General features: G+C 47.6%; 7 protein-coding genes and 3 pseudogenes. 5 read left to right on the forward strand and 5 right to left on the reverse strand.

Annotated features, from left to right (window positions below; translation table 11 throughout):
- From MHN01_RS12000 to MHN01_RS12015, 5 genes and pseudogenes are all read left to right on the forward strand, one after another.
- A pseudogene (locus MHN01_RS12000) lies at window positions 1-2,297 on the forward strand (hypothetical protein); the annotation flags it as partial.
- Window positions 2,298-2,311: 14 nt separating this feature from the next.
- A complete protein-coding gene (locus MHN01_RS24545) occupies window positions 2,312-2,446 on the forward strand; it encodes a hypothetical protein (protein ID WP_255725177.1) in 135 nt (44 codons plus the stop codon).
- A gap of 2 nt (window positions 2,447-2,448) precedes the next feature.
- Window positions 2,449-2,646 (forward strand): hypothetical protein, encoded by a 198-nt coding sequence (locus MHN01_RS12005; RefSeq protein WP_239411565.1) that lies wholly within the window; start codon window positions 2,449-2,451, stop codon window positions 2,644-2,646.
- Window positions 2,647-2,841: 195 nt separating this feature from the next.
- Window positions 2,842-2,991: a hypothetical protein gene (locus tag MHN01_RS12010; protein WP_239411566.1), complete on the forward strand. Its 150-nt coding sequence runs from the start codon at window positions 2,842-2,844 to the stop codon at window positions 2,989-2,991.
- Window positions 2,975-3,142, forward strand: coding sequence for a hypothetical protein (locus MHN01_RS12015; protein WP_239411567.1), 168 nt, complete (start codon window positions 2,975-2,977; stop codon window positions 3,140-3,142). Before MHN01_RS12010 ends, MHN01_RS12015 begins: the two co-directional genes overlap by 17 nt.
- A 41-nt stretch (window positions 3,143-3,183) precedes the next feature.
- On the opposite strand, the pseudogene MHN01_RS24665 reads toward MHN01_RS12015, so the two are convergent.
- From MHN01_RS24665 to MHN01_RS12035, 5 genes and pseudogenes are all read right to left on the reverse strand, one after another.
- Window positions 3,184-3,369 (reverse strand): annotated as a pseudogene (locus tag MHN01_RS24665) (helix-turn-helix domain-containing protein); the annotation flags it as partial.
- A 417-nt stretch (window positions 3,370-3,786) separates the two neighbouring features.
- A complete protein-coding gene (locus MHN01_RS12020; protein ID WP_370646502.1) occupies window positions 3,787-4,044 on the reverse strand; it encodes an ogr/Delta-like zinc finger family protein in 258 nt (85 codons plus the stop codon).
- A 63-nt stretch (window positions 4,045-4,107) separates the two neighbouring features.
- Window positions 4,108-4,317, reverse strand: a pseudogene (locus MHN01_RS24670) (ogr/Delta-like zinc finger family protein); the annotation flags it as partial.
- Window positions 4,301-5,320 (reverse strand): phage portal protein, encoded by a 1,020-nt coding sequence (locus MHN01_RS12030; RefSeq protein ID WP_239411568.1) that lies wholly within the window; start codon window positions 5,318-5,320, stop codon window positions 4,301-4,303. The gene MHN01_RS12030 and the pseudogene MHN01_RS24670, both read right to left, overlap by 17 nt.
- A partial coding sequence (locus MHN01_RS12035) for a terminase large subunit domain-containing protein (RefSeq protein ID WP_239411569.1) occupies window positions 5,317-6,848 on the reverse strand: 1,532 nt, incomplete at its 5' end. The genes MHN01_RS12035 and MHN01_RS12030, both read right to left, overlap by 4 nt.

Genomic DNA, 6,848 nt, shown 5'->3' on the forward strand with positions numbered 1-6,848 from the left:
TTCGCGAGTTTACATCGGCCCAACCAGAGTCGATTAGTAAAGCTGGTTTCTTCTGTAACGATCACTCAGAAGATAAAGTTTTAAAATATTTTCTCCACTATCGCGATCCGAAACTTCCACCTGAACTAGCCCCGCAGGGCAGTCGCGAAGCGGCTGGGGATAATAGCCTTGTCCAGTGGCGCAAAAGTCCGACAACGGAGGACTACGCCTCTGCAAAGGCGGCAGCCGAAACAAAAACGCGTAAGCGGCGATTAGTCCAGTGGGGTGATCTGCTTAAACGAGCTGGCCGAGTTAGGCGCGGGAACATTGAAACCATTCCGGCCTTCGAGCCATTTACGTTCAAGCCTATTGAGCTGGATTGGCAGAAAAACCCGGTTAAGTGCCTGCAGGCACATGGCTTCGTACAAAATGCGCCAGTAATGGCAAGGCTGCTTCACCGCGAATGGTCAAATGAATGGCGAATTCGGGTAGAGGCACAGGCCAGAACATCCGGCGCACCGCCAGCGCAAGCGGGTGATCGATTTACTGAGCAGTTAACTGAAGGTGCGGTAAGGAAAATTTTTGAATCTGGTGCTTATGTTCAGGTTCTTCGCGGTGGTTACTCAACCTTTGGAACACTGACTTTTACCGATGAGCAACGCGAGAAAATTTTAACCAGAAAGCCGCAGTCCAAGAACCGAACCAAGCCAGGCGTTTTCGGTACGATTGTCGTCATGAGCCCGCATGGCCGAGAGCCATACCGGCTGAAGGCAGAAGGGGATTTCACCTGGTTGGATGATATGGGCAAAGCTGGCGAACTGGCCGCTGTGAATATGGAGGCTATCAAGTCTATCGGGCAGGATGAATTTGGAAATGAAATTTATGATGTCGGAAGCCCGAGTATTCGAGCCTGCGGGCCATGGACAAAGATTCGTGATTATTCGCCTGATTCCAGTATCGGCAATGAAGTCAGCCGTTTTACCGATTTGGCGCAGAAAACCTATCAGCGTGGTTGGATACCAGACTTCATGCCTGCTCGAGTAAAGCGTGGTCAAAGCCGAGTCAAACAGGCAGGGACAAAGTGCGGCAAGATTATTGCCGATGGCCCATTCACCCCAATACGCAAAGGTGATCAGAAAGATAAGATTTACCAGAATCCGCGCTGGAAGCTGAATAAGAAAAATGAATTGAAGAAGTCGGCAGTTCCACTTGATTACTGTTGGGTGGCTGAAATGCCAGCCAATGAGGATGGAGTTCCTAACCCGCACGTTCACTTGCTTATGCGTTGGCGTGTGCCAGAAACCCATTTTCATGCTTGGGCTGGCAGGCTTGAGCGTATCTGGGGAAATGGTTTTGCCAAGCTAGAGAAAATCAAACATGCCAAAGCTGGGGCTGGTTATTTGGTTAAAGCCGTGGGGTATGCCGCAAAAGGCCGTGATGGCAATCAAGGTATGATTCGCGGGAACCGTTATAGCATCAGTGCAATTGCCAGGGCTAAAGGCTGGGAAAATATTGCTAATTTTCAGGCTGATAACATGGCTGCTATCATTGCTGAGTGCGAGGAAAAGCTAGCCCGAAGCAATGCTCATTATGAAGAAACTGAAAAGCGTGCCCGTATCAAACTGAAGCAGGCCAAGCAGCAACACCAAATCGCCAAGAATAGTAAAAAGCTCACAGAAGAGAAGCGAGCCAAACGAATCGAACGCTTGAAAGAGCAAATGAACATTCTGGATGAAGATATCTTGCAAGCCAGAGAGGCCAAGCGAAAGCGCGGGGTGATAGCAACTGGCCATTACCAGATTACGTTTACTGGAGATAACTCCACCCTGAACTTTGATCGTTTTCTTGGCTGGGCCTTCAACAATCGCCAGTGGCAGGCCAACAGCCGAAATGAATCTATTAAAGATGAGCTGGATAGCGCCAAGCAACAACTTATCGAAGAACTTCGGGATGAGCACCGAGAGCTACAAGACGATCTCGATTTACCAGATGAACAAATAGAGCGGCTGGCGTACTTGCACAACCGATTAGACAAAGTACAGCAGGATATCGACTACACACGAATGCTCCGGCTGCAAATGGCAAACAGGCTTCAGCAGCAACGAAGTTATTGGCGAAGTTACAGCGACACCTTACCAGAACGACGAACCAGCTTAGATTATTGGTCCTCATTCCTGAACAGATATGAATTAGACCAGGAACAGGAAGACCGTGACCAGCTCCTAACCCTAATGCATCAGGACGATAAATTATGCGTGACGAAAACAAAAGACAGCAACGCTACCAAGAGTGGAAAGCCAACAAAGAGCACCCAGTAGGTTCAGAAGCTTTTATGACTGATCATGATTATGAGCTTCTTCAGAAAGATGAAGCCTGGAAGGAAGAACATGAGAGGCGGATTCAGGCTAAATTAGCAGCAAGAAAGCCCTGCCAAAAGTCTGCATACGCGAAGATGAAAGGGAAATAATTATGAATTTTGACGCTCGTGGACTAAAAGCCCTGGAACAGCAAATTGCCGAAAATGCTCAGGCCAGGGAGCAGGAGTCGAAACCGCTCAAGGTTTTGCTTGAGGTTGAAATCACCAACCCTGAATGGCTGGGGCTGGATGATTACAAAGAACATCCAGATATCAACACTGATCTAGATGTGTTCAACCGAATGGCTTAAGACGATGGCGGCGCTTTGAATACGTTGGTTAACATCTGCGACTTAGATACCGTTTCTAGATTCGTGTCTGTCGGTATTGTGGGGTTAGATCAAGAAACAGCTATTTTGAAGTAATTGGCATAGTTTATACAGGTTGCGCGTTTTGAGTTCTGTGTAAGTCTATCGGTGTAACGTTAATACAACCAAAGGTAATTTATGCCAAATATTGCTATTCAGAGTATTGAGTTGATCATGGCTTCTGTTCAAAACAACACCCAAGAGAGCTTTAAACCGCAAGATATGGATGCTGCTTTTTATGCAATTCAAGCTGTTTTAGAAAAGGCAAAAAGTGAAGCCATGGAGTGACGAACTCAAGCACGGCCAGCGCCGTGCTTACCTTCTCTTTCTCTGTAACTCTTCCCCAACCGCAACCATCAACTCTAACAGCGGTTCCCGAAGTCGTTTGGGTAACAGCTTTGCGGTAGCGGCAACATCTGCTGAAGACGTTGGCCGATAGCGCATTTCACCCAAACTTACATCTAGCGACGTCACGCAATAAAAATCGCATAAGTTTCGAAACTGAGACATGGTTAAGTCGCTTTTGCCCTGTTCTATGCGCTGATAAGTGCTTAGCGAAAGTTCATCACATCGATCAACAACTTCTTGTTGAGTTAGCTTATTTGTCAATCGAAGTTGTACGAAAAACAGCACGATAGGGTCAGGCTTGTTGGATTTTTTGGGCATAAAATTTCAATTCTGCACGTCAAAATAGGCGTTTTCTTGCATCAAATATGCCATATAAGAGTAGCACAGCGCTTGTTAGGAGCTTCGTCACAAAATAGTGACATTGCTTCCGATAGATTCCCCGAACGAATAATAAGAAACCTGTGTAATAAATGCAGGCTATAGACGTGTAAAAAGAGCTAACTGTTGATATGATAAAAAACTACTGTATTAATATACAGTATGCTGATGATTCAGGAGGCTAGATGACAGCATTGCACCAACAAGCCGTCGCTTTTGTAAAGTGTGCCTGTGCGCAGGATACGTGCGGGAACTTCGACGAAAACAATGACATCGCTCTTTTTATAATTGGTCTGATTATGGAGCATCAAAAAGGGCAGCTAAATGCTGCCCCAAGTGATGTGATAGGAAAGAAGGCTAAAACAGCGCCATTTGCTGCTGAAGCACCTTGCGTCTGTCGGGAGACAGCGCTTTAACCAGGGCAACCGCCAAATCATCGGTGGTTTTCGAAGAAGGGCTCAGGCTGTGGCTATAGAATAACGACATAACAAACTTATGGCCGCAAGCTGGGTTCTTACAGATGTAATACAAGTCGGCGCAATCATTCGAGAGCCGGTTCGTTTTGGTAATCACAGCACGCTCACCGCAACCACAAGAAACACGGCTACCATTCACTAAAGGAACTGTAGCCGCGCCAATTTCTAAAGTAAGTTTGGAATGTACCAAAGAGTGTTTATAACTCAATGGGCTCACAAAGGTATGACCGCATTCCGGGTCTGTGCATGAACATAATAAATTCGCGCAATCTTCTGCAACCGCTGTGCTTCTGCTGATAATCGCGCGTTCACCGCATTTGCAATAAACTCGCATAACTGACCTAACCTGTTGACTGACGATACAATAGTAAGTCAAAGGCTGTATGTTTGTACAGTTAAGCGGTGGGTACATCCGTGTTGAATTTGAAATGCAACCGTTTTGGTATCTCTGGGTCTGAATTCACCTCGTCCATAATCAATTCACAAACGGGGATGATCTCGTCTCGGGCATACTCGCGGCCAACCTTTTCAGGGTCACCAAAGCCCGCCATTCCCTGTGGAACCATGCCCCCTTTACCTGGCGGAAAACGGTGACCAACCAAAATATCCTGAGCGGTAATATTCTTGATTCGCTCAAACTCATCCTTGGTCGCAATGTCGCCAACCGGAATCAGCTGAATCCCTTTCTCTTTCCCGTTCGGGATATTCACAAACATGCTGCGGAAGTTACCCACGCCTTTACTGCTGCGGATTTTCTCTTTCAGCATATTTTCATCCTTGGCGCTTAAGTTCGGGTCGGTCGCGTAGAAGATGAAACCCATATGGGCGCCGTTCTTGTAGTAGCGACGGCGGAACAAAGTGGCATCTTCATTTAGCATGCTGCTTTGAATACTGCCGAGGTAATCCGGCAGGCCGTAGATTTGCTGCTGCGGGTCGTATTGTGGCAACCAAATAATATCGTTCTCGTTGTAAACCTTGTGCTTGCCATCTCGCTGAAGGAACACCCACTTTCCGTTTTTGCGCCGGCGCAAGTACATAGACGAAAGGTGAGCCAGGCCGATAACCCGCTTGAAGTAATCCCGAACCTTCAGGAATGCACCATGCCCGAAGGTAAAATAATCACGGTTCTGAGCCTGTACTTCGCGCTTGCGTATACCGCCGCCACTTATAAAACGGCTGGCAACATAGTTAGATCTCGCAATCAATGCACTGCAGTGGTAAGCGTTGGCTCTGGCAATCTGTGCCAGCCCATTGGGTGAAATGGGCGGCTCCCAGAAGTCGTCCATATCGTTGTAAAACAGCTCATTGTATTCGGTTAGCCAACGGCTTGAATCAACCGGCTCGGCCATACTGTCGATGTGGTAACAGGACTCCGGCTGCTTTTCGGTTTCCTGAGTGGTTTGTTGTTCTGTCATGCTGCGGTTGCCCATGTCGATTTACGTTTGTTGGAGTGATCGAGCGGTTCATTGATTAATGCGTGGGATATTGCCCAGAAGGCATCGGCATGGCCGACAAGATCGGAACGCTCTGCTTTGAAGGTCATCATATTGCCGCTATTTGTTGCGGCCCGCTTGATTGCCATAAAGGCGCTGGCAATGTCTTGTTCTTCAATGCTGAACTGCAACCGCTTCGCTTCAACGGCATCAATCATTTTCAGAACCAGACGGTTTTTGGTGTCGTTGCTGTAGTGAATGGGTGCAACTTCCCTTGGGAATTCCGCACTCAGCAGGTCATAAACCCCTGCACCAATGCCTGTGGTATCCATGCCGAGGTAAGTCACGTTGTAGCGTTGGAACACTTTTTTGATTTCAGCAACGTGGTGCTGGAAGTTGAGCCCGCGCCAGTAGTGTTTTTCCAGTACGCGGAATTTTTCTTTCTCGGTGGCAGGCGGGGCAACTACAACCAGGCAGGCGTTATCCCGTGTTCGTGATGGGTCATAACCCAGCCAAACTTCACGGTTGCCGAAAGGCTGTGGCTGTTTGGGTTTGAAATCTTGCCAGGTGGCCGGATTCACCATCAGCTTTGTAACGACACTGAACTTGAACACGCTGGATGAGTCGTCCACAAACTCACACATATAGAGGTTGCTGAATACGTCCGGGCTTTTTTCTTCTTCAAGTGTTTTCCAGTCAATGAAGTGACAGCCACCTTCGACGGCCATTTTTACATTGATTTCATAGCGCCATTGTTTATCGGGACAGACGCGACCGCCGTCACGTAGTTCCTTCCTGCTTGGGAAGTCGATATTGCTGCGAGAGTCTTTACCTTTTTTCCATGCATCGCCAGTCCAGAACGGATAGGCAGGGTGGTTTTTAGCTGATGGTGTGGAGAAATAGGTAATATTAAAGTGAGTGTGCGTGGCACATGCTTCTACAACAGCGGAAACTTTGTTGAAGTCACGAATCCAGAAGTATTCATCAATGTACACATTGCCGGATTCCGACTGAGCGGTATCTGCATTCGTGGAAAGGAAGTGAAGCCCGGCACCATTGCTGAGTGTGATAGGGTTGCCGGATAGCTCAATATCAAAGAACTGCTTCGCAATCTTGATAATGTACTTACGGAAAACCTCTGACTGCCTGCGACTTGCAGAGATGAATATCTGATCCTGCCCGGTCAAAACCGCATCTTCGAACGCTTCCCCAGCACAACCATAGGTGAAGCCAATCTGGCGGGATTTGAGAATATTTCGAGTACGCGGCATGTCTGGGTCGTTCTTCACGTCCCGCATTAAACGCTGATAATCGAAAAGACTGGCAACCCACTCGTCGAAGTCTTCGGCTGTTAGGTTACTGATATCATTTTTAACCTTTTTGCCTTTTTTCCTACCATTGCTGCGGCTGTTGTTATTGCCAGAGTTGTGGTTGCCTGCTGTGGCAGCTGGTTCAGAAAGAGTATTGGCTTTTGCTTTTTTCAGCTCGATTTCAGCACTGGCCTTCATCA

It is taken from the genome of Photobacterium sp. OFAV2-7, assembly GCF_022347985.1.
In the GTDB taxonomy this organism is placed as follows: domain Bacteria; phylum Pseudomonadota; class Gammaproteobacteria; order Enterobacterales; family Vibrionaceae; genus Photobacterium.